This is a genomic window from Gordonia sp. UBA7860 (assembly GCF_002500165.1).
Taxonomy (GTDB): Bacteria; Actinomycetota; Actinomycetes; order Mycobacteriales; family Mycobacteriaceae; genus Gordonia; species Gordonia sputi.
Window position 1 is genome coordinate 1 of the sequence record NZ_DLSO01000063.1, and the last position, 24,179, is coordinate 24,179.

A 24,179-nucleotide genomic window follows, 5' to 3' on the forward strand; every position below is an offset into this window, starting at 1 on the left:
CGCCAACGGCAAACACTTCTCGGCGGGCCACGACATCGGTACCCCGGAACGCGACTTCGACACGTACTACGACAACGTCGCCGCCCTGCACTGGGACCACACAGACAAGTCGGGAGCCGATCAACGTCTCGCCCGCGAGACCGAGGTCTACCTCGGGATGTGCAGGCGGTGGCGGGAGATCCCGAAGCCGATGATCGCGGCCGTGCACGGCGCATGCATCGCGGGCGGACTGATGCTCGCCTGGGTATGCGACTTCATCGTCGCCTCCGACGACGCGTTCTTCTCCGATCCCGTTGCACGCATGGGTATTCCGGGCGTCGAGTACTTCGCACACGCCTACGTGCTGGGGCCACGTCGAGCCAAGGAGATCCTCTTCACCGGCGAGCGTTTCACCGCGATACAGGCGGAACAGTGGGGCATGGTCAACCACGTCGTCGAGCGGGATGGCCTGGCCGCCAAGGTCGATGCGATCTGCGAGAACATCGTCGCGATGCCGATGCAGGGACTGTTCTTGTCCAAGAGGGCGGTGAACATCTGCGAGGACCAGATGGGCATGCGCACCGCGATGGACTCGGTATTCGGTTGGCACCATTTCGCCCATTCGGCCAATGCCGAATCCTCCGGCGGAGATTCGCTCGGCGGTATGGACGCCAAGTCGATGAAGGCGTCCGCTGGTTCGACGTCGAACGGACGCTGACCCATGGACCTGACGTTTGACGACGCCGCTGACGAGTTCCGCTCCGAGGTGCGCGCCTGGCTCGCAGATCATGTTCCCGCACAACCACTTCCCTCGATGGACACGGCCGAGGGTTTCGAGGCGCACCGGGAGTGGGAACGAACAATGGCCGCCGACCGCATGTCGGTGGTGAGCTGGCCAGAGGAATTCGGTGGCCGCGACGCCCCGCTCCTGCACTGGGTCATCTTCGAGGAGGAGTACTACCGCGCAGGCGCACCGGGACGGGTGAGTCAGAATGGCATCTTCCTACTGGCACCAACGCTTTTCGAGCACGCGCACCCCGAACAACTGGCCCGCATCATGCCTCGCATGGCGCGTGCCGACGATATCTGGGGCCAGGCATGGAGCGAACCCGAAGCCGGCAGCGATCTGGCGTCACTCCGCTCGACGGCCACCCGCACCGACGGCGGCTGGCTTCTCAACGGCCAGAAGACATGGAGTTCCCGGTCGAGCTTCGCCGACTGGGCATTCGGACTGTTCCGCACCGACAAAGAGGCGCAACGCCACCCCGACGACAGGCGCCTTCGGCACCGCGGACTCACCTACTTCATGTTCGACCTTCGCAGCCCGGGCGTCACGGTGCGGCCGATCCCCCAACTCGACGGCGAGCCGGGATTCGCAGAAGTCTTCTGCGAGAACGTCTTCGTTCCCGACGACCCGACCGATCGCGCGAGCTCCGGCGTCATCGGCGACGTCGACAACGGCTGGCGGGTCGCGATGAGTACCGCCGCCAACGAGCGCGGGTTGTCGTTGCGTTCTCCTGGTCGCTTCCTCGCCACCACGGACCGTCTCGTCGATCTGTGGAAAGCGCAGCGAGACAACGTACCCACGACCTCCGGCGTCGATACACGCGTTGCCGACGCCTGGATCGGCTCGCGGGCCTACGAGCTATCGACGTACGCGACGGTCAGCAGGCTCGCCGCCGGTGGCCAGTTGGGCATGGAATCGTCGATCAACAAGGTCTTCTGGTCGCAGTGGGACATCGCGGCCCACGAAACTGCCCTGGAACTACGGGGCACCGACGCCGAGATCGACGACGCATGGGTTGACGGCTATCTCTTCTCCCTGTCCGGGCCGATCTACGCAGGCACCAACGAGATTCAGCGCAATGTGATCGCGGAGCGTCTGCTCGGCCTCCCGCGCGGGGATAGGTGAACGATGGACTTTCTGCTGTCCGATATCCACGACGACCTCGCGTCGAGTGTCGACACGCTCCTCGCAAAAGCCGACACGCCCGCCGTCGCACGGGCGTGGGCCGACGGTGATCACTCGCCCGCGGCAGGCGTCTTCCAACAGCTCGCCGACATCGGCGTCTTCGGACTGCTCATCGACGAGGAGCACGGTGGCGCCGGAGCAGGCGCCGTCGAGATGGTCGTCGCACTAGAACAGATCGGGCGGCACGCACTGCCCGGGCCGATCGTCGAATCCGTTGCGGTGGTGCCGATCCTGCTGCGGTCGGCCACAGAGTCAGATGCGCTCGACGCCGCGGCATCCGGGCGGCTGAGTTCGGCGGCAATCGCGCCACTGTCGCCGCGCGCAGCCGACACCGATGCTGCCGAACGCGTGTACGTCGTCGACAACGGCGTGTTGTCGCTCGCGACGGTCGACGACACGGCGCAGTCGGTCGATCCCACGCGAACGGTGTCCACGGTGCGCCCGGACGAGGCGATCGCAGAGGGTGTCGATGGCGGCCGGGCCGCACAGTTCGGCGCACTGGCCACCGCCGCTCAACTACTCGGCCTCGGCTCGACGATGCTCCGAATCGCGTCCGACTATGCGTTGTCACGCAAGCAATTCGGGCGCCAGATCGGATCGTTCCAGGCGGTCAAGCATCACCTCGCCGACGTCGCGATCGCCCTCGAAATGGCGCGCCCACTCGTCCACGGTGCAGCGGTCGGCATCGACGGCAGAGTTCCCGAGGGCGTCGACGCGAGCCGTGACATCTCCGCGGCCAAGGTCGCAGCGGCCGACGCCGCCTACCTGGCATCCCGGCGATCTCTTCAGGTTCTCGGTGCGATCGGATACACCTCCGAACACGATCTGTCGTTGTACCTCACCAAGACTCGCGCACTGGTGAGCGCGTGGGGTACGCCGGCCCAGCATCGTGCGCGGATTCTGGAGTCGCTGTGAGCACGACGACACATCGCGCGACAACAGACAGCGCGGTATCCACCGAGGAACGGGATGCGTTGCGCCAGTCCGTCGCCGACCTTTTGGCCAAGCGATCCGACTCGGCAGCGGTGCGTGAGGCGATGCGCACATCCCGCCGGTTCGACGACGCCCTATGGCGCACGCTGTGCGACGAGATCGGCGTGGCGGCACTCGCAGTCCCCGAAGAGTTCGGCGGGGCTGGGGCGTCGTTCGTCGAAACCGCAACGGTGCTCGAGGAACTCGGCGCGACGTTGAGTCCCGTGCCGGTCTTCTCGACCGCACTCGCCACCGGCGCACTACTGCTCAGCGGCGATACCGACGCGTGCGCGCGACTCCTTCCAGAGATCGCATCCGGAAATCGCATCGCGAGTCTGTGCTGGGCGGGCGCGACGGGTTGGGACAGCCCCGGTGTCTCCAGCGAGGCCGGATTACTCACCGGCACAGCAGAGTTCGTCATCGACGGCGAGTCCGCCGACCTGTTGCTCGTCCTCGCCGGCACACCGTCCGGCGTCACACTGCACGTCGTCGACGCCAACGCCGACGGCGTCGAGGTGACCGCACTCCCCACGGTCGACCCGACACGGCCGTTGGCCCGCGTCACCTTCGACGACACCGCGGCCACAGCGGTCACCGCGGAGGGCAACGTGGTGGCGCGACTGCGCACGCTGGCCTGGGCGCTCCTGGCCGCCGAACAGGTCGGTGCCGCCGACCGCGCGCTGCGGTTCGCCGTGGAGCACGCATCGTCGAGGACGCAGTTCGGCCGGATCATCGGGTCGTTCCAGGCGCTCAAACACCGCATGGCCGACATGTACACGCTCGTCGAGTCGTCGCGATCGCTCGCACAGGCGGCCATCGAGGCCGTCGTCTCCGACGACCCGAATGCCGCCGACCTCGCGGCGTCCGCCCACGTCTACTGCTCTGAATCGTTCGCCACCGTCGCGGGCGAGGCGATCCAGATCCACGGCGGCATCGGGATCACCGCCGAGCACGACATCGGGCTCTACTTCAAGCGCGCCCACGGCAGCGCCCAGCTCTTCGGCCAACCACACGACGTCGTCGCCGAGATGGTCGACGCCCTGCGCGGCTAGCCGAGCCGCTGGTCGAGCGCGCCCACCGCCTGTCGAGACCTACCTGCGCGGGGCCACGGCGGCGACGATCTTGTCCGCGGGACCCGCCAGGAACAGAACCAACAGCCACCAACTCCCCCACTGCGGCACCACCACCGACCCGACGAGCGCCACGACGAGCGCAATCACCGTTCCGAGATCGGGCGCACTCGCCACCCACTCGTCGACATCCGGCCCCGTCGCCAACAGCTCCAGGTGCTTTCTACCCCACTCGCCCATCGCCACCAGGCACGACACCGACACCAGGAGCACCGCGATGTAGAACGCCGTCCCCCACTTCAACGTCGGACCACTGATGAGCGAGGTGGCGAAGGGCAGCACGACGATGGTGAACAGCCACACCAGGTGCAAGTCGAACAACACCCGGTCGTAGGCATCGAAGTATTCGATCGTGCGATGGTGATTGCGCCACAACACCCAGATCACGAAGAAGCTGATCAGGAAGCCGACAATCTCACTGGAATGATCACGAAACACCGCGACCACCGTCGTATCGCTCCCGACCTCCTTGCCGATCTCGGCAAGGGGCAGGACCAACAGGGTCAGCGCGATGGCAACCACCGCATCGGCGAAGGCGATCAACCGTCGAAAACCCTCGGCGGTACGCCGCCCTTTGGGTACTGCCATGCCCCGACTCTAGAACGCCGCGGCGACCTCCGCCTCGGTGAATCCGTAATCCGACAGGGCATACCGGTGCTGTGGCCGCCGCGCACCTGATGCGCTCTCCGCATCGAGTGCGACCATCGCTGCACGCGCCTCTCCGGAGATCTCGGTGCCCAGCGCCGCATACACACGTTCGACGGTCCCGAGCGGATCTGCCCGCAGATCGTCGAAGTCGACGTCGAGGAACTGCGACTCGTCGTATTGCGCACGCGCCTGCGAGAATCGGTGTAATCCACGCGACCAGAGTTCGAGTTGTGTCCGGCCGATCGTGTCGCCGACGAACACCGTCGACCACCCCGGGGTGGCGTGCTCGGCGAGGCTGCACATCGACGCGATGATCGTCTCCGGCGCGCGATGCGTCTGAATCACCAGGGCGTCGGGATACACCGCCATCAGCGCGTCGAGCGCGAAGAGATGACTCGGGTTCTTCAACACCCATCGCTTGCCGGGATCATTCGAACCGATCATCTGAAGGTTTCGACGATGCCGCGCGTAGGCCGGTGTCCAGTCCTGCTCGGCGAGCCACCTCGAGTACGTCGGCACGTAGGCGAGCGATTCGTACGAGATCGACATGATGCTCTGCCGCAACAACTGCCAGCACTCCTCGACCTCGCCGGCGTCGAGATAGTGCAGACCCATGAACTCCGGATTCTCGACGTGGTGCTGCGCGATACCGGCATCGATCTGCTGATAGACCGGATTGTTTGCCCACTGCTCGCGCGGCGGCCGTGGCTGCGGAAACTCTGTCAGCCACATCTCGAGTCCCTGGTGTGCAGGGTCGGCGGCGAGCAGTCGATGCAGGGCCGTCGTGCCGGTGCGGGGCAGGCCGGTCACGAAGATCGGACGGGTGATCTCGACGTCGGCATACGACGGGGTGGCCCGCCACGACGCTTCGCTCATCAGTCGAGCGATCAACGCCCCCTTGAGGAAGTACCGGAACATCTTGCTACCGAGCTCGGTGAGGCCCGCTTCCTTCGCGTACGAATCGAGAAGGACGCCGAGCGGCTCGAGGTATGCGTCATCGCCGAAGTCATCGAGACCCGTTGTTCTCATGGCAGATTCGTGCAGATCGTCTACTGTTCCGACGTTGCGCCTGCCGACTGACTCAGTCATGGTATTCCCCACAGTTCACGTCGAGAGTGTGGCCGGTGATCGCACTGGCCGCGTCGGAGGCGAGAAACACGACGGCGTCAGCGATCTCGTCCGGCTCCGGCAGCCGCTTGAGGTCGGAGCGCGCGGCGGTCTGCGCGTAGACGTCGTCCTCGCTGATGCCGTACTTCTTGGCGACCTCGCCGAAGTACCACTTGAGCTGATCGTCCCAGATGTATCCCGGCGCAACGGAGTTCACCCTTATCCGCTTGTCACCCAACTCCGTGGCCAACGTCTGCGACATCGCCAGCAGCGCCGACTTCGCGAGTTTGTAGCTGCCGTAACGCGGTTCGGAGTGTCGGATCACCATCGAATTGATGTTGACGATCGCACTCGTCGCTCGCCGCGAAGACGACTCCGACGCCGCCTCGGCGAGCGGCCCGGTGAATGCCTTCACGACGCGCAGCGTGCCGAGTACGGTCAGTTCGATACTCGCATTGATCTGCTCGAAGTCGGTGTGGGCCAACGGCTTCATCGAGGGAAGCGCGAAGGCGTTGTTCACGACGACGTCCACCCGCCCGAACTCGGCAAGAGTGGCGGCGACCAACTGGTCGACCGCGTCGTCGTCGGTGATGTCGGTCGGTACGACAAGTGAGCGGCCACCGGCAGCGTCGACCTCGGCGGAGATCTCCTTGAGTCGCGACTCGGTTCGCGCGGCGAGTACCACGCGAGCACCGTGTGCTGCCGCGCGCAGGCAGATTGCTCGACCGAGCCCAGGTCCGACCCCGGATACGACGACCACCTTGTCGTCGAGGAGCCCCACACCCGCCATCTCGGTCACCCCAGCATTCTCTCTGCAAAGCCGCGCTGGCGGAGGGCGATTCGCGCAGCCCATCCCGCAGGGTCGAGCCTGTTGTCGTCGAGGTAGGGCAGATGATCGGCGATGTCGCCCGCGTCGACGACCTGCGCCGTCGGACCTTGTTCCGGCGGGATCGGCACATCTGTTCGCTGCCAACGGAATTGCATGATCCCGACCTCGTGACCGGTGGTCTCGATCCAGTTGGCGACGCCGGGATTCTCGTGCGCGACCACCAATCGGATTTTGCCGTCATGGTCGACCTGCGCCTGCGCGGAGTTCAGGCTGGTCTGGTGGTTGACGTAGTCGAGCGAGATGTACCACATGCTGCCGAGCTGAAAACCCTGATATGGCGCAGCAGATTTCGGAACCGTGATGATCATGGCCTCACCGGGCAGCAGTCTGAAATGCCCGACGGACGAATACTGTGTCGCCAGTCCACCGGGCGTGAGCCGTGGCGGTGTGAAGGTGTTGACCGGCTCGTCGAGATAGAACCACTTCGGAAAGTTGAACCAGGTGTTCAGCCGTGCGAGCAGCATCTTGCCCGCGGTGGCGTACCGCCGCCGCACCCGCGCGAGGTCGAGGTCTGCGGGAGCGCTGCCCACCGTGTCGACACGCTCGATGGCGATCTCTCCCCTGCGCTGCGACCAGTCGGAGTACACCTCACGCACCGCGAGCATCGACGCGCCATCGCCGAGCGCGAAGTAGTCGTCACGCGCAGACGCCGCGGACAGATCCGGCCCGAACGCGATCTCGAACGTCCCGTCGGCGTTGATCGGAATCCGCCGGTCGTCGAAGGCATCGTCGCCGCCGGGCACCTCGCTGGGTGTGTAATCGCCGCGCAGTACCTGGAAGCTCAGATCCGTTGTGCTGCCGCGGCGTCCCCAGACCCGATACGTGGCGCTCGGCTCGATGTCGGCGTGGAGGTAGAGGGTGTCCGGGTTGTCGAGACCCATCTTGGTGGCCGGTCCCGTCGAGGTGACGAACCCGGGATGGGTCCGACTGCGTGCTCGCGCCAATTGCAGTGTTGCCGCGATACTTCCGGCGAGATAGTCGAATCCCTCTGCGAGATCGGCATCCGTGCGGGCGAAGTCGGCGTTCGCGACCAATGCCTGTGCCTGCGTGATCGCGTCGGTGAAGGAACCGGTCACGTCGACTGTGTGCGAGATGGCATTCGTCGTCATAACCACGTGTCTCCTCCGGTCCATGTCAGGAAGTTATCGAGTTCGGCCTGCGCTGGGGTGACCCGCGGATGCTCGGTCGAGAGATAGCCACCCCGGTAGAAGAGAAGCGGTTTGTCCTGCAGGACTTCTCCGAGTGTCAGCGCCCGACCGATCACGATGTGGTGGTCACCGCCGTCGTCGACGCGTTCGACGGAGCATTCGACCCACGTCAATCCGTGTCTGATCACGGGCAGTCCAGCGGGCGAAGGGTCCCAGGCGATTCCCGCGAACTTGTCGTCGCCCGGCGCTCCGAAGGCCGCACTGACATCCTGCTGCCGGTTGGAGAGGATGTTGACGCAGAACTTTCCGTTATCCTCGATCACCCGCCAGGTCCGCGACGTCTTCTGCGGACAGAAGAGCACGAGAGGTGGATCAAGCGAGAGCGCCGCGAACGACTGGCAGGCGAATCCCGACGGCGCTCCGTCGGAGGTCAGCGTGGTGATGACGGTGACGCCGGTGCAGAACTGCCCCATCGCCGTGCGGAACTGACGTGTGTCGAAATCGCTTGACCCGTACGGTGTCGCAGCCATCTGGGCGCTCGCCCTTTCGTTCACTGGTTCTTGAATCCGACGGTGAAGTCGTGTCCCCACAAACTCACCGCGGTACTCTCCCTCGCCACCCACTCGCCGTCGTCGACCTGTCTTCCCTCACAACCGAATTCGACGTCGAATCCGCCGGGGGTCTTCATATAGAACGAGAGCATCAGGTCGTTGACGTGGCGTCCGAGCGAAGCTGACATCGGCACTTTTCGACGCAGCGCCCTGTCGAGGCAGAGCCCCACGTCGTCGGACTCACCGACCTCGACCATGAGGTGCACGATGCCCGTCGCATTAGGCATCGGCAGGAACGCGAGCGAATGATGTCTCGGGTTGCATCCGAGGAAGCGCAGCCACGGAACCTCGTCGCCTTCTTCGCGGCCCACGGCCTGCGGTGGGAGTCGCATCGAGTCACGCAGCTTGAAGCCGAGGACGTCGCGATAGAAGGCCAGCGCGGCTTTGTCGTCGTCGCAGGTGAGTACGACGTGGCCGAGTCCCTGGTCGCCGGTGACGAACGAGTGCCCGTAAGGACTGACGACGCGGCGATGTTCGAGTGCGGCACCGTGAAATACCTCGAGGGTGTTGCCGGCTGGGTCGTCGAAGATGATCATTTCGTCGACCCGACGATCGGCGCGTTCCTCGTCTTTGCCCTCGCGGAAGATCACGCCCGCAGACGCGAGACGGTCCCGAACATCCTGCAGCGCTTGCGCATTGGGACACTCCCAGCCGGTACTGCCGAGGTGGTCGCGGTCGGACGGCACGATGACCAGTCGCGCCGGAAAGTCGTCCATGCGCAGATATAGGGCATCGGGCGTTGCACCCTTGCCCTCGATCATGCCGAGGACCTTGAGTCCGTATTCGCGCCATGCGGCCATGTCGGTGGCCTCGACGCGCATGTAACCGAGGGAACTGATGGGGCTGTCGCTCATCGTTTCTCCGTGCTCCACTCAGACCATCGTGTCGCCGACGGGAATTCCGAACTCCCCGTTGCCGAATGCGACGTAGGCACGCTCGGGATCGTTGGCGGCGTGGACGCGTCCCGCGTGGGCGTCACGCCAGAAACGCTGGATGGGCGTGCCGTTCTCGAGGGCGTGCGCACCCGAGTTCTCGAACAGAGTGTCGATCGAGGCGATCGCCCGGCCGGTTGCCCGCACCTGGTCGCGTCGTGCGGCGAGCCGCAGTTCCATCGGCACCTCCTCACCACGCAGGATGTAGTTGTACTCGTCGGCGAGGTTGCCCGACAGCTGTCGCCATGCCGCGTCGATATCGCTTGCCGCACCGGCGATCCGGACCTTCGCAAACGGATCGTCCTTGGCTTTCTCGCCCGCATATGCGGCACGTACACGCTTGCCCTGATGCTCGACGTGCGCGGCGTACGCCCCGTAGGCCATGCCGACGATCGGCGTCGAGATGGTGCTGGGATGAATTGTGCCCCAGGGCATCTTGTAGACGGGAGCGGTGTTGCGCTCGAGTCCGGGCGCCTGACCCATCCCCATCGTGCGGTAGCTCAGCATGCGATGCTTGGGCACGAAGACGTCTTTGACCTCGATCGTGTTCGAGCCGGTGCCCCGCAGGCCCACCACGTTCCAGACGTCCTTGATGTTGTAGTCCTCACGCGGAATCAGGAAGCTCACGAAGTCGACGGGCTTGCCGTCCTTGATGACCGGGCCACCGACGAACACCCAGTCGGCGATACCACTGCCCGACGACCACGCCCACGACCCGTTGACTACGTACCCACCGTCGACCACCTGGCCGGCACCCATCGGTGCGTACGACGACGAGATGCGCACCGACGGATCGGAGCCCCAGACGTCTTCCTGCGCCTGCTGATCGAACAGAGCGAGGTGCCAGTTGTGGACGCCGATGATGCCCGAGACCCACCCTGTCGATCCGCACGCGCTGCCGATCCTGCGTACCGCTTCGTAGAACGTGACCGGGTCGGCCTCGTATCCGCCCCACTGCGACGGCTGCAGCAGCTTGAAGAAGCCCGCGTCGTCGAGGCTGGACACCGTTTCGTCGGGGATCTGGCGGAGGTCCTCGGTCTGTTGCGCCCGCTGCTCGATCTCGGGCAGCAGTGCGTTGATCTTCTCGAGCACCTGTGCAGCCGCGTCTGCCCGGTCGGCGCTCGTCTGCGCGCCCGGCGCCATCGATTGTTGTGCTGACGGCTCATGTGCTGGCATCTGGCCCGGCTCCTACCTGTCGATTCGCGGTCGTGAGACACTGGTTTCAGATCTGAGATTAGAACAGGTTCTAGTTTTTGTCGAGATATTCGGAAAGACGGGACCTTGGCCCGATGTACTGCTGGGATCGGGCAGCGCAGAGTCGATGTGGACACGAATACTGGAACCTGTTCTAGTATTCGATGTAGACCAGCCCCCACCTCAAGGAGCATCGGAGATGACCGTCACCCCACGACCCGCTGCCCACACCGGAGCATCCGGTGCGGCACGCGACAGTGACGTGCGCGAGATCGACACCGGGGTACCCCCGACACGGTTCGCGCGCGGCTGGCACTGCCTTGGCCTCCTGTCTGAGTTCGACGACGGTGAGCCCCACTCGATCACCGTGTTCGGCACCAAACTCGCGCTGTGGATACACGACGGCGAGGTCAACATCCTCGACGCGTACTGCAGGCACATGGGCGGCGATCTCAGCCAGGGCTCGATCCGCGACGGGAACGTCGCATGCCCGTTCCACGGCTGGATGTGGAAGGGCAACGGACGTTGCGCGGGCGTGCCGTACGCGAAGCGCAATCCCAAACTCGCCAAGACACGCTCGTGGCCGACGATGATCCGCAACGGACAGGTCTTCGTCTACAACGACCCGGAGGGCAACCCACCACCGGACGACTGCGTCGTCCCGGAACTCGACGAGGTCGGTAGTGACGCCTGGACCGGATGGACCTGGAACCGCCTGGTGATCGAGGGTTCCAACTGCCGCGAGATCATCGACAACGTCGTCGACATGGCGCACTTCTTCTACGTCCACTACGCGCTGCCCGACTACTTCAAGAACGTTTTCGAGGGCGAGACCGCCGCGCAGTACATGAACTCGCACGGCCGACCCGACATCGACTTCGGCAGCGGATACGCCGAGAGCCGACTCGAATCGATGGCCGCGTATTACGGGCCGTCGTACATGCTCAACCCGATGGTCCAGTTCTATGGCGACTTCAAGATCGAGACCATCCTGACCAACTGCCACTACCCCATCGACGCCAACTCGTTCGTGCTGATGTACGGCGTGATGGCCAAGGTGCCAGACGGCATGACGGGCGAGCAGGCGTCGCGGATGGCCCACAAGATCTCCAAGGGCGTCGAGGTCGGATTCCTGCAGGACGTCGAGATCTGGAAGAACAAGACACGCATCGACAACCCGCTTCTCGTCGAAGAGGACGGTCCCGTCTACCAGCTTCGACGCTGGTACGAGCAGTTCTACGTCGACTCCGCCGATGTCACCGACGAGATGACCCAGCGCTTCGAGTACGAGATCGACACCACCAAGGCCGTCGAGAACTGGAGCATCGAGGTGGCCGAGAACCTGCGTCGCAAGCAGGAACGCGAGGCGGCAGAGGCTGCGGCTCCCGACGATTCCTCCGCGGACACGTCGTCCGACACCGACACGCGCGTCTGACCATGACCACCGCCGCCGATCGCACGGAGACGGGCGAGACCCCGCAGGGCACCTCGCCCGCCCTCGCCGGGTGGTCGAAGGCACCCGACTTCGGCGACGACCCGCAGCGTCGGGCCGCGGTCCACGAGTCGACGGCACGCGACCGCGAACACTATCTTCGCGGCGGCATGACCGAGATCGAGTGCCGCGGATGTCACGCGTGCGTGCTGGTCAAGAAGACCAGCTCGCACCACACCAGCGTGCAGTGGAACGCCGACGCCCGGGAGCGGTGCAACGAACTCGCCCGCATACGTGCCGAGGGCGGGAATCCGGCGCTCGTCCCGACCTGCTCACGACTGTCGGCGAGCATCGATCACGGTGTCGCAGAAGGGATCATCCCGGCGGAGTCGCCGGAGTCCGATCCCGACGGGTACTGGTGAGCACGGCTATTGCGCTGACAAACACCACGCCGACGGCCAGCAGAATCGCGACGACGAGCACCGCGATCACGCCGTAGCCGGGTTGGAGGATCTGTTCGCCCGGCGCGAGGTCGAGGGTGCTGGTCACCGCGTCGTCGAGCAGTTGTCCGGACGGGTCGGCAACCACGATCGCCGCGGCCACCGCGGCTCCGACCGCGGCGAGCCCGATCACTGCGAGCGCGATCGGGCGCAGCCGACGACGCCACCACCCAGCCGCCGCGACGGCAGCGATCACGGCACCCAACACGATGGTGACCAGTCCGGGACGTTGCGTGTGCGCTTCCAGGAATGCGACGTCTTCCGGCGCGGCACCGGGCACCGATACACGTCCGACGCCGGAGATCTTGGAGCTGAGCCCCTGGCTGGAGTCGCCCCACGACACCAGGCTGAACGCGACGATCAGCAAGCCGGACAGCGCGAAAAGCGGCCATGCGAGTGCGCGCGCACGTTCTGTCATGGGGTCAAGCGTGCCACCCCGGGTCTCGCTCGCGCACCGACCTCCGGTGTTCACCGACACCGCCGATGACTTTTCGCAAGGATGGAGGTCAGTACCAGCGTCCGAGACCAGCGACCACAGAGAAGAGCTACTGCCATGACCGACTACACCGCTCCCCCCGGCGCACCCGTCTGGTTCGACCTGATGAGCAGCGACACCGCCAAGGCCATCGACTTCTACAGCGATCTGTTCGGGTGGAAGGTCGAGGACCCGAACCCCGACTTCGGCGGATACCAGAACTTCACTCTCAACGGTCACCGCATCGCCGGCCTGATGCCCGCCATGGGCGAAGGGTCGGTGCCCAACGTCTGGTCGTCGTATCTACGCACCGACGACCCCGAGGCCACTCTCGATCTGGTCAAGGCAGCGGGCGGAACCGTCATGCTGCCGCCGATGGAGGTCGGCGAAGAGGGCACGATGGCCGTGGCGGTCGACGCCGCCGGCGCGGTGATCGGCTTCTGGAAAGCCAACAAGCACAAGGGCTTTGCGGAGTGGGGCGTCCACGGCGCGCCGTACTGGTTCGAGTGTGTGAGCCAGGACTACACCAAGTCGGTGGTGTTCTACCCGGAGGTCGTCGGCGCGCGCGTCGAGTCGGTCATCGACAACAGCGCCGTCGAGGTCGTCGAGCCGGGCAACCCACTGCGCTACTCGCAGGTCTTCTTCGGCGACATGGCCTACGCCGGAATCATGGACGCGGCCAACCTCTTTCCGCCGGAACTGCCCTCCTTCTGGCAGATCTACATCTGCGTCGACGACGTACCCGCGACCGTCAAGCGCGCTGAGGAGCTCGGCGGCTCGGTCATGATGCCCGCCACGGACACGCCCTACGGCACCCTCGCCACGGTGCACGACCCCAACGGCGCACTGATCTCGCTGGGACACCCGCCGGCCGGGATGTAAATCGGCCGGCCCTGCTGCGCTCCAAACGCGGCTCGAGCTTGCAGACGCGGTCGGTGTACCAGCCGCGTCTGCACGTTCGGGCCGCGTTTGGGCGCAAGTGGAACCGTCGGGCGCTCGCGCGCGTCGGAGCTGTCATGACCTCGTTCATCGCAGACGACCACGGCATCATCTACCGCAAGAAGGCGCTGGCGGCCGGCTTCACCGACGACGATCTGCGCCGAGCGTGCCGACGCGGCGAGATCGTCCGTGTCGGCCGCGGCGCCTTCGCGCCCATCGAGAAACGCACACCCGACGACGCGCACCGGCTCACCGTGATCGCGTCAGCCACGCTCGGCATCGTCGCAGGAGTGGTGACTCACCAATCGGCCGCCGCAATGCACAGGCTTCCGATGCTCAAACCCAACTTCCAGCGACTGCATGTCACCACCGGCGACGCCAACCACGGCGGACGTACGGCGACAAGGCACACGCACGTCGGAGCAGTCGCGCCCAGCGAGACAGTCGAGGTCGACGGCGTATTGGTCAGCTCGCTCGAACGAACCGCTGTCGACATCGCGTGCACGAGCCCGATGGGTTTCGCGGGCGCACTGGCGGTGCTCGACGCCGCACTGCGCCTCGGCGCCGACCGTCAGGTCATGCGGAAGATGCTCCGGGCCACACGGCGCGGTGTGGGACAGGCGCGTCGCGCGCTCGCCCACGCCGATGCGAACGCAGAGAGCCCGGGCGAGTCATGGTGTCGGGCTCAGATGATCGAGGCGGGGCTGCCCATTCCGCGCCTGCAGCACGAGTTCCGGGATCAGGACGGGTTCGTGGCGCGGAGCGACTTCGACTGGGCGGGCAGGCTCGTCGGCGAGTTCGACGGAAAGGTGAAGTATCAGAAGTACTTACGCGAAGGAGAGGATGCCACCGACGCCGTGGTGCGCGAGAAGAAGCGCGAGGACCGACTGCGCCGACTCGGCGTCATGGTGATCCGCTGGACCTGGGCCGACCTGGAACGCGGCACGGTCGCCGCCTCGGTCCGGCAGTGGCTCACCACGCTGGAACTGGGCGCCGCCTGACCTGCCTCACACAGCGCGCCGGTTCCAGACGCGGCTCGAACGGGCGGACGCGGCTGGTGTACCAGCCGCGTCTACACGTTCGGGCCGCGTGTGGGCGAACGCGGAACCCCTCAGACGCCAGCGTTCGCGTCGGCCTTCTTGCGCAGCTCGAGAGCGATATCGATGAGCTGATCCTCCTGTCCACCAACGAGTTTGCGGTTTCCGGCCTCGAGCAGGATGTCCGCCGCGGAGACGCCGTATCGCTCCGCATGGCCTTCGGCGTGCTTGAGAAAACTCGAGTAGCAGCCCGCGTAGCCCATCATCATCGACGAGCGGTCGACGAGGCACTCCGACGGCATGGCGGGCCGCACGACGTCCTGGGCGGCGTCGGCAATCTTCATGAAGTCGACGCCCGTGGTGATCCCGAGCTTGTCGCAGACTCCGACGAAAGCCTCCGTCGGAGTGTTGCCCGCACCTGCGCCGAAACGTCGGATCGATCCGTCGATCTGCTGCGCACCCGCACGAATGGCGTTGATGGAGTTGGCAACCGCGATGTCGAGGTTCTCGTGGCCGTGGAAGCCGACCTGGGCGTCGTCGCCGAGTTCGGCAACGAGTGCCTGCACGCGAACCATCACGTCTTCGAGCACGAGCGCCCCGGCGGAGTCGACGACGTACACACACTGGCATCCGGCATCAGCCATGATGCGCGCTTGTGCGGCAAGCACTTCCGGCGGCTGACTGTGGCTCATCATCAGGAACCCGACAGTCTCCAAACCCAGCTCGCGAGCCAGCCCAAAATGCTGAATCGACACGTCGGCCTCGATGCAGTGCGTCGCGATCCGACAGATCTGACCGCCATTGTCCTGCGCGGCCCGAATGTCATCCTTGGTTCCGAGCCCCGGCAGCATCAGGAACGCAATCTTGGCGCGCTGCGCGGTCTCGGCAGCCGCCTTGATCAGTTCCTGCTCAGGGGTTTTGGAGAAGCCGTAGTTGAACGACGACCCACCGAGCCCGTCGCCGTGGGTCACCTCGATCACCGGGACACCCGCACCGTCGAGTGCGCCGACGATGGACCGTACCTCGTCGACGGTGAACTGGTGCCGCTTGTGGTGGCTGCCATCGCGTAGCGACGAATCGGTGATCCGGATGTCGAGAGTGTCGGAGTAGCGGCGCGCGTGCGCCATGAGATCTGTTGTCGCCGTGGTCATGCCGACACCCCCAGCTTCTGCTTCGCGATTTCTTCGCCGACCTTGGTGGCGGCAGCCGTCATGATGTCGAGGTTTCCCGCATACGGCGGCAGGAAGTCGCCTGCACCCTCGACCTCGACGAAGATCGAGACGCGCGCGTGCCCACCGTTGAGCACACTGGGCGGATCGAACTGCGGGTCCTGTAGCAGCCGGTAGCCGGGAACGTATGCCTGGATGTCTTTTTCGCGCTGATGGATCGACGCGGCGATCGCGTCGGTGTCGGCATCCTCGGGAATCGCGCAGAAGATGGTGTCGCGCATGATCATCGGAGGATCAGCCGGATTGAGGATGATGATCGCCTTGCCGCGCTGCGCACCGCCGATCGTCTCGATCCCCTTCGACGTCGTGCGCGTGAACTCGTCGATGTTGGCGCGCGTGCCCGGCCCCGCCGAGACGGAGGCCACCGACGCGACGATCTCCGCATACGGCACCGGCACAACCGAACTCACCGCGTGCACCATCGGGATGGTCGCCTGCCCACCGCAGGTGATCATGTTGGTGTTCGGGGCGTCGAGGTGCTCGCGCAGATTGGCAGGCGGCACCACCGCGGGCCCGACCGCCGCGGGTGTGAGATCGACGGCGATGATGCCCGCCTCCTCGTAGCGCGGCGCGTACTCGCGGTGCACGTAGGCCGACGTCGCCTCGAAGATCAGATCGGGCTTCTCCGACGACGCGAGCAACTCGTCGGCGCCGCCGCTCATGGTGATCAGCCCGTGGTCGGCGGCACGTTTCATGCCCTCGGAGTCGGCGTCGATACCGACCATCCAGCGCGGGTCGATGACCTGACTGCGTTCGAGTTTGTACATGAGGTCGGTGCCGATGTTGCCCGACCCGATGATGGCTGCGGTCAGCGTTGCCGCCACGGTGCCTCCTGTGGGTGTGTGGTCATGGTTCTTGACGAAAACTGTTAAGACTCAGTCGAAGTCCAGCGTGACGGTGCCGAGTCCCGCGAACTCGGCGACGACGTGGTCGCCGGGCGCGACGTCGAAGGCCCGTGTCGCGGTCCCCGGAAGGATCAGGTCGCCCTTGCGCAGCCGCACCCCGAAGCCCTCGACCTTGCGCGCGAGCCACGACACCGCGTTGAGCGGATGTCCGAGTACCGCCGACGAATTGCCCTTGGCGACGACCTCACCATTGCGGTGCAGCACCGCGTCGACGTCGCCGGTGTCGATATCGCGGATGGCCACCCGCTGCTCGCCGAGAATCCATCCGCACGACGACGCGTTGTCGGCGATGGTGTCGCAGAGCGTGATCTTCCAGTCCGTGATCCGCGAGTCGATGAGTTCGATCGACGGCACCACCCACTCGACGGCGTCGATGACGTCGTCGTTGGTGCACCCTTCGCCTGGCAAGTCCTTGCCGAGGATGAACCCGACCTCCACCTCGACCCGCGGGAAGCAGAGCCGAGCCGTGTCGATGGGGGTCGACTCGTGGTACTGCATCTCGTCGAGCAGATGCCCGTAGTCGGGTTCGTCGACGCCCATCATCTTCTGCATCGCCTCTGACGCCAGGCCCACCTTGTGCCCTGCGACCTTCGCACCCGCATCGAGACGCTTGCGGATATTGATCAGCTGGATCTCGTAGGCGTCGACGACGTCGAGTTCGGGATGGGTGTCGGTCGGGCGCTCGATGGCGGTCGCGGTCTGTTCCGCGGTCCACAGATCGGCCGCTATCTGCTCGCGAGTTGCCTTGTCGACGGCCACTTCTGCTCACTTCCGAGGTCGGTACGTCATCACACCCACCGCGGCGAGCACACAGGCCACCACGGCATGAACACGTTCTAGTTTAGAACATGTTCCAGTTTTGCGGCAGTCCTTCGATGCCGCCACCCACGCCACCGCCCAGGCCGCCACCCACGTCTCAGTCGATGACCGCAGGGCTGAACGTCGGCGGGTCGCCGAGCATCGCACGGTGTGACGGCGGCTGCCGACCGTCGGTGTCGACGACGCCGAACTCGGCGGCGAGTTCGGCAGCGATGAGAACCAGGCCGCTCCGCGACATCCGATCGGGGTCGTCGGCGAGCGCGGCGATGACCCGCCCGACGAACTCCGGCGATTCGGCATTGGCGGCCAACCCGGCGTACGCATCCGGGTGATCGGAGAATGCCGCACGGGTGCGCTCGGTCAGCAGCAGGCCCATCCACAACGAGATCACGGCGACGTCGTGCGGCCGGAAGTCGACGGCCATGTCGTGAGCCAGTTTGTCGACGGCAGCCTTGCCCGCGCCGTACGCGGGTCCGTGCATGTAGCAGGCGCCACCGAAGGAGGAGGTGTTGACGATCAGGCCCGAACCGCGTTGCACGAGAAGAGGTGCGGCGCAATGGCTTGCGACATACGTCGAGCGCATTCCGACGTCGAACAGGTCGGTGAGCGAGAGCGGCTTGCTCCAGAACGGACCCTTCACCGTCAATGCGTCCGGCAGGGTCAGCGCGTTGTTGACCAGAATGTCGAGGCACCCGTCGTTCTCGTCACCGACTCGCGCGAACAGTGCCGCGACCGCCTTGTCGTCGGCGTGGTCGAGCACTACCGGAACACCGACGCCACCGCGAGCGCTCACCTCGGCAGCAGTCGTATTCACCGAACCGGGTAGTCCGCTGTCGCCGTCGTTCGCGGTCCGGCCGGTCACGTACACCGTCGCGCCCAGCGCGAGCGCGATTCCCCTGCCCGCGCCGCGGCTCGCGCCGGTCACCACCGCTACTCGCCCATGCTCCATGCGCATCGACTCTCCCACACCCTGGCGCCACATTTCTGAAACGTGTTCTAATTCGTAGATAGAACACGTTCCACCGCGGAGCACGAAGGGAACCCGATGGCAGGCGAGCGCGAGCAAGGACAACCAGAGACCTACGACGTCATTGTCGTGGGTGCGGGCGCGGCAGGGCTGAGTGCCGCGATCACCGCTGCGGCGCAGGGCCTCACGACGGTGATCATCGAGAAGTCGCCGTACTGGGGAGGCTCGACATCGCGCTCGGGTGGCGGCGTCTGGATTCCGAACAACTCCGTACTGAAGCGCGACGGCGTCGACGACACACCCGAGCGGGCCCGCGAGTACGTCAAGGCGATCATCGGCGAGCACGCACGCGAGGACCGCATCGACGCCTACATCGACCGCGGCCCCGAGGCGCTCGACTTCCTGATGAAGCACGCCCCTCTCGACCTCGAGTGGGTGAAGAACTACTCCGACTACTACCCCGAAGCGCCGGGCGGTCGGCTGGGCGGGCGCAGCGTCGAACCTCGCCCCTTCGATGCACGAGCACTCGGCGACGACCTAGACACCCTGCACCCGCAGTACACCAAGGCGCCGCTCAATATGGTTGTGCTGCAATCGGATTACCGCTGGCTCAACACCGGCATACGCCATTGGCGCGGCCCGGCGCGGATGGCCAAGGTCGGCGGTCGATTCTTCTGGGCACGCGCGCGCGGCAAGAAACTCATCGCGATGGGCGCGGCGCTCGCCGCCGAACTGCTACTCGGCGTTCGACAGGCTGGCGTGCCACTGCGATTGAACACCGGCCTCGTCGACCTTCTCACCGATGACGGCCGTGTCGTCGGGGTGAGAGCAGAATCCGGCGGTCAGCAGTTCGACATCCGCGCCGAGAAAGGCGTGATCCTCGCCTGCGGCGGCTTCGAGCGCAACGTCGAGATGCGCCGCAAGTATCAGCGCGAACCGATCGGGTCCGACTGGACGACGGGCGCGCCGTCGAACACCGGTGACGGCATCAACGCGGGCATCAAGATCGGTGCTGCGGTGTCGCTGATGGACGACGCCTGGTGGGGGCCGACCATTCCCCTGCCGCGCGGGCCGTGGTTCGCACTCTCCGAACGCTCCGTCCCCGGCACGTTCATCGTCAACATGCGCGGCGAGCGATTCATGAACGAATCACTGCCCTACGTGGAGGCCGTGCACCAGATGTATGGCGGCGAGTTCGGCCAGGGCGACGGCCCGGGAGAGAACGTGCCCGGCTGGCTGATCTTCGACCAGACGTGCCGCAACCGGTACCTCTTCGCGGGGATCAACGCGCGACAACCGTTGCCCAAGAAGTGGTTTGATTCCGGGGTCGTCGTCAAAGCCGACACGATCTCCGAGCTCGCCGACAAGATAGGCGTCCCTGCCGACGCGTTGACCACGACAACCGAACGCTTCAACGGATTCGCGAAGTCCGGCGTCGACGCCGACTTCCATCGCGGCGAGAGCGGCTACGACCACTACTACGGCGACATCACCAACAAGCCCAACCCGAGCCTCGGGCCGGTCCGCAAGGCGCCGTTCTACGCGGTCAAGATGGTGCCCGGAGACCTCGGCACGAAGGGAGGCATCGACACTGACGCGTCGGGCCGCGCGCTGCGACCGGACGGCTCGGTCATCGAGGGTCTCTACGCCGCGGGCAACACCAGCGCCCCGGTCATGGGCCACACCTATGCAGGCCCCGGCGCCACCATCGGCCCCGCGCTCGTCTTCGGATACCTCGCCGCGCTCGACGCCGCCGCAAACACCGGGCAGGCAACCCCGACATCGACGACGGCAGGAGCGTAAGCCGTGCCCATCGATCCATCGGTCGCAGTCGGGGCAGAGTTGCCCGAGGTCACCTTCTCGTGGACGGCATCCGACGTCGCGCTCTACCACCTCGCCGTCGGAGCAGCCCGTGATCCGCTCGACGCCGACGGCCTGCGCTACGTCGACGACGCCGCCCCCAAGGTGCTACCGACGTTCGCGACGGTCGCCGCGACGTTCCACGCGACGCAGGCTCCCACGGTCTCCTTCCCCGGCATCGACATCGACCTGGCGAAGGTCGTCCACGGCAGCCAGCAGATCACCGCGCACCGAGCACTACCGCCGGAGGGCAAGGCGACGACACGCAAACGAATCGTCGAGGTCCAGGACAAGGGGTCCGCGGCGGTCATCATCTCCGAGGGCGTCACCGTCGACGAGACAGGCGAACCGCTGTGGACCGAGCGGTCGTCGATCTTCGCCAAGGGCGAGGGTGGCTTCGGAGGTGAGCGCGGAGCGTCGAGCAAAGTCGCTTTTCCCGACCGAGCACCCGATGTCACCCTGCAGGTCCTCACGCTGCCTGATCAGGCGCTGCTCTACCGGTTGTGCGGCGACCGCAATCCCTTGCACTCCGACCCGGCATTCGCCGCGGCCGCAGGCTTTCCACGGCCCATTCTGCACGGCCTGTGCACGTATGGATCGGTGTGCCGGGCCGTCGTCGACGAACTCCTCGGGGGTGATGTCGTTGCGGTAGCCGACTTCTCGGCAACCTTCGCGGGCGTGGTGTTCCCGGGTGAGACTCTCGACGTCGCGGTGTGGGACGAGGCCGACAGGCTCCTGGTGACGGCCTCCGTGATCGACCGCGAGAACGCCCCGGCGCTGGCGAACGTGGTCGTGGACAAACGCCGCTGAGCAGTCGACGGGAGTCGCGGAAATTCGACGTCGAAGACCGGATGCCGCCAGCGCGCACCATCGCGGCCGGAACCGATAAGGTCACTGACGGTCATTCCCGCAACCTGCCGTGGCCGTGCCACGGACCAAGAAGGAGATTCGATGAGCGATTCGCTGCAGTCACTGCTCGGAGCCAACCGTCCGGCAGTGGTCAACGATTTCGTCGGCGTGATCGACGCCGAGGTGTCGGAGCAGAAGGGCCTCAGCGGAGCCGCTGTCAAAGCGGCATACGGCGCAGTCCAAAAGATCAAGCCGGACATCGTGACTCGGGCCACCGATCAGTTGCTGCCCGACTTTCTCGCTGCGCTGCAACCGTTCTGGGACAGCAAGCCCGCGGGAGTCGCGTTCGGCGATCATCTCGCGAACAATTCCGACACGGCCTCCGAAGCGCTGCTGCAGGTGACCGACGACCAGGTATCGAATGCCAAGCCTGCACTGGCGAAGGCATACAACTCGCTGCGCGGCAAGGCGAAAAACTATGTGGCCGCGGCACTTCCGCGAGTCGGCGCAGTCGTCGAGAAGTACGCAGGCTGAGTCCGACGTGTCGGCTGGTCGCGCTAGGCCGCGGAGGTGAGGATGAGAACCAACACCACACCGACCGCGATCAGCGCGGCCAGCATCGACAACACCCGCCAGATGTGCAGGCGGACCGGCGTCGTGTCGGTTGCTCGTGAAGATGCGACCTGGGATGAGGCCATGATCTCTCACTTTCGATCGTCCGGGACACCCGCCAACTACCTTGTCGAATACTCCCGGTGTGTTACTACAGTGATAAATGTGTCACATGGTGCAGGAGTTTGGGGTGTTTCCCGGCAGCGTGTCGCGAATAACCTCGACACGATACCCACGGGGACGAGATGGCCGGGCTGACACGCACAACACCGACCCGCGAGAACACACGTGCGGCATGGCTGATTCTGATCGCCTGCGCTGCGGTCAGCATGGTGGTCGCGGCGATGGCCGCACTGAACACCGCTCTGGCCGACATCGCCGTCGATATCGGCGCCGACTCGAGCGAGATGACATGGATCGTCGACGGCTACACGTTAGCCCTTGCGGCACTTCTACTTCCGGCAGGCGCCATCGGCGACCGGTTCGGGCGGCGCGAGGTCCTGATCGTCGGTCTCGTCATTTTTGCCGTAGCCTCGCTGCTGGCGATCTGGACCACCAATCCCACCCAGTTGATCTGCACCCGAATCCTGGCGGGCGCCGCAGCGGCGCTCATCATGCCCACCACGCTGTCGCTGATCACCTCCGGCGTGCCCACGGACAAGCGCAGTATCGCCGTGAGCATCTGGGCTGCGGTGGCTGGTGCCGGAGCGATCGCGGGATTCTTCGTCACCGGTGTACTGCTCGAATTCTTCTCGTGGCACTCGATTTTCATCACATTCGCGGCATCGGCTCTCGTGACAGCCCTGCTGTGCCTGACGATCGGGACCTCCCGCGACAGCGACCCCGGACGCTTCGACTTCGGCGGTACCGCCCTCTCGGTCCTCGGCGTGACCGGGATCGTCTTCGGTCTTCTCGAAGCACCGCACCGGGGTTGGGGTGACGCGCTCGTACTGTTCGCCCTGATCGGCGGACTGGTGCTGTTGGCCGCGTTCTGCGTGGCGGAACTACGCATCAACGACCCGCTGCTCGACGTCCGACTGTTCACCAACCGCGCCTTCGGTTCCGGCGCACTCTCGGTGGCATTGCAGTTCTTCGCATCCTTCGGCGCCTTCTATCTGATGTTGCAGCGACTGCAACTGGTGATGGGCTACTCCCCGCTGCAATCGGCTTTCGCACTGATGCCCATGGTCATCGGCGTCAGCGCTTTCGCTCTCGTGGGCAACTGGGTCGCCGTGCGGTTCCACTCGCTGCGTTTCGTGCTCGCGGGCGGAATCCTCGTCGCAGGCATCGGCATGCTGCTCCTCGGGCTCATCGACTACGACAGTTACCCGGTGTTTGCGGCGATGACAGGTGTCGTCGCGATCGGTATCGGACTCGCGACCGCACCGTCGACCACGGCCATCATGTCGAATACACCGCTGGACAACCAGGGCGTCGGGTCAGCGGTCAACGACACAGCGCGCGAACTCGGTGCGGCCATTGGGATCGCCATCGCCGGGTCGCTGCTCGCGGCCGGGTACTCCGCCCGAATCGGGCCGACGAGCGCACTCGCACGCGACCAACTCGACGCCGCCGGACGCCAACGCATCGCCGCCGGCGACACGGCGGGTGGCCAGGCGCTTCTCGCCCAGGCCGACGAGGCGTCGACTCGCATCGGCAAGTCACTGGCGGAGGCCACCGAGGTGGCACACAGACTTCCCGCGCAGGCGAGCGGTCTGGCACGGGCCGTCCTCGACGGCGCGCAAGACGCGTTCGTCACGCCGATGAATCAGGCGTGCGTCGTCCTCGGAGCGGTCCTCGTCGCAGGCGCAGCCGTGTTGCTGTGGCTCGCTCCTCGTCGTGTCGTCGCGGTCACCGATACCGACACCGGTACCGGAACCGGCGAGGGGGAACCTGTGACAGGGACCGACGAGTTCGGCTGGGCCGACGGCGACAGGCAACGCTCCACGGACAGGTGAGCAGCGTAGGCTCGC

General features: G+C 65.6%; 25 protein-coding genes. 12 read left to right on the forward strand and 13 right to left on the reverse strand.

The window, feature by feature from the left end; translation table 11 throughout:
- From B3T59_RS08730 to B3T59_RS08745, 4 genes are all read left to right on the forward strand, one after another.
- Positions 1-697, forward strand: a 697-nt coding sequence (locus tag B3T59_RS08730; protein ID WP_287002015.1) for an enoyl-CoA hydratase, incomplete at its 5' end; no start/stop codon positions are given.
- Between the two features lie 3 nt (positions 698-700).
- Positions 701-1,891, forward strand: coding sequence for an acyl-CoA dehydrogenase family protein (locus tag B3T59_RS08735; RefSeq protein WP_287002016.1), 1,191 nt, complete (start codon positions 701-703; stop codon positions 1,889-1,891).
- Positions 1,892-1,894: 3 nt separating this feature from the next.
- Positions 1,895-2,866, forward strand: a complete 972-nt coding sequence (locus tag B3T59_RS08740) for an acyl-CoA dehydrogenase family protein (RefSeq protein WP_251721868.1) — start codon at positions 1,895-1,897, stop codon at positions 2,864-2,866.
- Positions 2,863-3,975: an acyl-CoA dehydrogenase family protein gene (locus B3T59_RS08745; protein ID WP_287002017.1), complete on the forward strand. Its 1,113-nt coding sequence runs from the start codon at positions 2,863-2,865 to the stop codon at positions 3,973-3,975. Before B3T59_RS08740 ends, B3T59_RS08745 begins: the two co-directional genes overlap by 4 nt.
- A gap of 39 nt (positions 3,976-4,014) precedes the next feature.
- Here B3T59_RS08745 and B3T59_RS08750 read toward each other — a convergent pair whose 3' ends face one another.
- Genes B3T59_RS08750 through hsaA form a run of 7 tightly spaced genes read right to left on the reverse strand, consistent with a single transcriptional unit; the run spans position 4,015 to position 10,531 of the window.
- Positions 4,015-4,641, reverse strand: coding sequence for a TMEM175 family protein (locus B3T59_RS08750; protein ID WP_251721866.1), 627 nt, complete (start codon positions 4,639-4,641; stop codon positions 4,015-4,017).
- Between the two features lie 9 nt (positions 4,642-4,650).
- Entirely contained in the window at positions 4,651-5,790 is a 1,140-nt protein-coding gene (locus B3T59_RS08755) for a sulfotransferase family protein (protein ID WP_287002018.1), read from the reverse strand.
- The gene (locus tag B3T59_RS08760) at positions 5,783-6,598 is read right to left on the reverse strand and encodes an SDR family oxidoreductase (protein WP_251721959.1); all 816 of its coding nucleotides are present in this window, start codon (positions 6,596-6,598) and stop codon (positions 5,783-5,785) included. The genes B3T59_RS08755 and B3T59_RS08760 overlap by 8 nt, the downstream gene beginning before the upstream one ends.
- Before the next feature lie 5 nt (positions 6,599-6,603).
- Positions 6,604-7,806, reverse strand: a complete 1,203-nt coding sequence (locus B3T59_RS08765) for a hypothetical protein (RefSeq protein WP_251721864.1) — start codon at positions 7,804-7,806, stop codon at positions 6,604-6,606.
- On the reverse strand, positions 7,803-8,375 hold the full coding sequence (gene hsaB, locus B3T59_RS08770; RefSeq protein WP_251721863.1) for a 3-hydroxy-9,10-secoandrosta-1,3,5(10)-triene-9,17-dione monooxygenase reductase subunit: 573 nt from the start codon (positions 8,373-8,375) through the stop codon (positions 7,803-7,805). Before hsaB ends, B3T59_RS08765 begins: the two co-directional genes overlap by 4 nt.
- Before the next feature lie 20 nt (positions 8,376-8,395).
- Positions 8,396-9,310: an iron-dependent extradiol dioxygenase HsaC gene (gene hsaC / locus B3T59_RS08775; protein ID WP_287002019.1), complete on the reverse strand. Its 915-nt coding sequence runs from the start codon at positions 9,308-9,310 to the stop codon at positions 8,396-8,398.
- Positions 9,311-9,328: 18 nt separating this feature from the next.
- The gene (gene hsaA / locus B3T59_RS08780) at positions 9,329-10,531 is read right to left on the reverse strand and encodes a 3-hydroxy-9,10-secoandrosta-1,3,5(10)-triene-9,17-dione monooxygenase oxygenase subunit (protein ID WP_287002037.1); all 1,203 of its coding nucleotides are present in this window, start codon (positions 10,529-10,531) and stop codon (positions 9,329-9,331) included.
- A 250-nt stretch (positions 10,532-10,781) separates the two neighbouring features.
- On the opposite strand from hsaA, the gene B3T59_RS08785 reads away from it, so the two are divergent.
- Together B3T59_RS08785 and B3T59_RS08790 are read left to right on the forward strand one after the other, a co-directional pair.
- On the forward strand, positions 10,782-12,017 hold the full coding sequence (locus tag B3T59_RS08785) for a Rieske 2Fe-2S domain-containing protein (protein WP_287002020.1): 1,236 nt from the start codon (positions 10,782-10,784) through the stop codon (positions 12,015-12,017).
- Positions 12,018-12,019: 2 nt separating this feature from the next.
- Positions 12,020-12,436: a hypothetical protein gene (locus tag B3T59_RS08790; protein WP_287002021.1), complete on the forward strand. Its 417-nt coding sequence runs from the start codon at positions 12,020-12,022 to the stop codon at positions 12,434-12,436.
- On the opposite strand, the gene B3T59_RS08795 is transcribed toward B3T59_RS08790, so the two are convergent.
- Positions 12,390-12,932 (reverse strand): hypothetical protein, encoded by a 543-nt coding sequence (locus B3T59_RS08795; protein WP_287002022.1) that lies wholly within the window; start codon positions 12,930-12,932, stop codon positions 12,390-12,392. The two genes, B3T59_RS08790 and B3T59_RS08795, sit on opposite strands and share 47 nt — an antisense overlap.
- A 135-nt stretch (positions 12,933-13,067) precedes the next feature.
- Between B3T59_RS08795 and B3T59_RS08800 the strand changes: the two genes are divergently transcribed.
- Positions 13,068-13,871 (forward strand): VOC family protein, encoded by an 804-nt coding sequence (locus B3T59_RS08800; RefSeq protein WP_287002023.1) that lies wholly within the window; start codon positions 13,068-13,070, stop codon positions 13,869-13,871.
- 134 nt (positions 13,872-14,005) lie between these two features.
- Positions 14,006-14,929: a type IV toxin-antitoxin system AbiEi family antitoxin domain-containing protein gene (locus B3T59_RS08805; RefSeq protein WP_287002024.1), complete on the forward strand. Its 924-nt coding sequence runs from the start codon at positions 14,006-14,008 to the stop codon at positions 14,927-14,929.
- Between the two features lie 110 nt (positions 14,930-15,039).
- Here the strand turns inward: B3T59_RS08805 and dmpG are convergent, their stop codons facing one another.
- The 4 genes from dmpG to B3T59_RS08825 form a co-directional block, all read right to left on the reverse strand.
- Complete coding sequence (gene dmpG, locus B3T59_RS08810) at positions 15,040-16,116, reverse strand: 4-hydroxy-2-oxovalerate aldolase (protein WP_287002025.1); 1,077 nt, start codon at positions 16,114-16,116, stop codon at positions 15,040-15,042.
- Positions 16,113-17,018, reverse strand: a complete 906-nt coding sequence (locus B3T59_RS08815; protein ID WP_005204120.1) for an acetaldehyde dehydrogenase (acetylating) — start codon at positions 17,016-17,018, stop codon at positions 16,113-16,115. The genes dmpG and B3T59_RS08815 overlap by 4 nt, the downstream gene beginning before the upstream one ends.
- Positions 17,019-17,069: 51 nt before the next feature.
- Positions 17,070-17,858, reverse strand: coding sequence for a 2-keto-4-pentenoate hydratase (locus tag B3T59_RS08820; protein ID WP_287002026.1), 789 nt, complete (start codon positions 17,856-17,858; stop codon positions 17,070-17,072).
- Positions 17,859-18,015: 157 nt separating this feature from the next.
- Positions 18,016-18,867: an SDR family NAD(P)-dependent oxidoreductase gene (locus tag B3T59_RS08825; RefSeq protein WP_287002038.1), complete on the reverse strand. Its 852-nt coding sequence runs from the start codon at positions 18,865-18,867 to the stop codon at positions 18,016-18,018.
- Between the two features lie 96 nt (positions 18,868-18,963).
- On the opposite strand from B3T59_RS08825, the gene kstD reads away from it, so the two are divergent.
- The 3 genes from kstD (at position 18,964) to B3T59_RS08840 (ending at position 22,128) form a co-directional block, all read left to right on the forward strand.
- Positions 18,964-20,688, forward strand: a complete 1,725-nt coding sequence (gene kstD / locus B3T59_RS08830) for a 3-oxosteroid 1-dehydrogenase (protein WP_287002027.1) — start codon at positions 18,964-18,966, stop codon at positions 20,686-20,688.
- Between the two features lie 3 nt (positions 20,689-20,691).
- Positions 20,692-21,555, forward strand: coding sequence for a MaoC/PaaZ C-terminal domain-containing protein (locus B3T59_RS08835; RefSeq protein ID WP_287002028.1), 864 nt, complete (start codon positions 20,692-20,694; stop codon positions 21,553-21,555).
- 141 nt (positions 21,556-21,696) lie between these two features.
- On the forward strand, positions 21,697-22,128 hold the full coding sequence (locus B3T59_RS08840) for a DUF6918 family protein (RefSeq protein ID WP_287002029.1): 432 nt from the start codon (positions 21,697-21,699) through the stop codon (positions 22,126-22,128).
- A 23-nt stretch (positions 22,129-22,151) separates the two neighbouring features.
- On the opposite strand, the gene B3T59_RS08845 is transcribed toward B3T59_RS08840, so the two are convergent.
- Entirely contained in the window at positions 22,152-22,292 is a 141-nt protein-coding gene (locus tag B3T59_RS08845; protein ID WP_168431241.1) for a hypothetical protein, read from the reverse strand.
- Positions 22,293-22,451: 159 nt separating this feature from the next.
- Between B3T59_RS08845 and B3T59_RS08850 the strand changes: the two genes are divergently transcribed.
- Positions 22,452-24,164: an MFS transporter gene (locus B3T59_RS08850; protein WP_287002030.1), complete on the forward strand. Its 1,713-nt coding sequence runs from the start codon at positions 22,452-22,454 to the stop codon at positions 24,162-24,164.
- Positions 24,165-24,179 lie beyond the last annotated feature (15 nt).